Source organism: Limnospira sp. (assembly GCF_051859755.1).
GTDB lineage: Bacteria > Cyanobacteriota > Cyanobacteriia > Cyanobacteriales > Microcoleaceae > Limnospira > Limnospira fusiformis.
On record NZ_JBIMLI010000379.1, the window covers coordinates 1 to 860 of the forward strand.

The 860-nt window shown below is 50.1% G+C and carries 1 protein-coding gene; it reads right to left on the minus strand.

The genetic code is table 11. From position 1 onward, the window contains the following. Positions 1–860: photosystem II q(b) protein (gene psbA, locus ACTIE0_RS24745; protein ID WP_439517065.1), on the minus strand; the 860-nt coding region annotated here is incomplete at both ends.

Consider the following 860-nt stretch of genomic DNA (forward strand, 5'->3'; position numbering starts at 1 on the left):
TGGTTGAAGTTGAAACCGTTGAGGTTAAAGGCCATGGTGGATACACCTAAAGCGGTGAACCAGATGCCGATTACCGGCCAAGCACCCAAGAAGAAGTGCAGGGAACGGCTGTTGTTGAAAGAAGCATATTGGAAGATCAGGCGACCGAAGTAACCGTGAGCTGCCACAATGTTGTAGGTTTCTTCTTCTTGACCGAATTTGTAACCGTAGTTTTGAGATTCGATTTCGGTGGTTTCACGCACCAAGGAAGAAGTTACCAAAGAACCGTGCATCGCGGAGAACAAAGCACCACCGAATACACCAGCAACTCCCAACATATGGAAGGGGTGCATCAGGATGTTGTGTTCTGCTTGGAACACCAACATGAAGTTGAAAGTTCCGGAGATACCCAGAGGCATACCGTCGGAGAAAGAACCTTGTCCGATGGGGTAGATCAAGAATACTGCACTAGCAGCGGCAACAGGTGCGCTGTAAGCTACGCAGATCCAAGGACGCATTCCCAAGCGGTAGGATAGTTCCCACTCACGACCCATGTAGCAAAATACACCGACCAGGAAGTGGAAAATTACCAACTGGTAAGGGCCACCGTTGTAGAGCCACTCATCCAAGCTGGCTGCTTCCCAAATGGGATAGAAGTGCAGACCGATCGCATTGGAAGAAGGAACAACCGCACCAGAGATGATGTTGTTGCCGTACAACAGAGAACCAGCTACGGGTTCGCGGATACCGTCAATGTCCACGGGGGGAGCAGCGATAAAAGCGATGATGTAGCAGATGGTAGCAGTTAGTAGGGTAGGGATCATCAGAACACCGAACCAGCCTACATAAAGGCGGTTGTTGGTGGATGTTACCCAGCTACA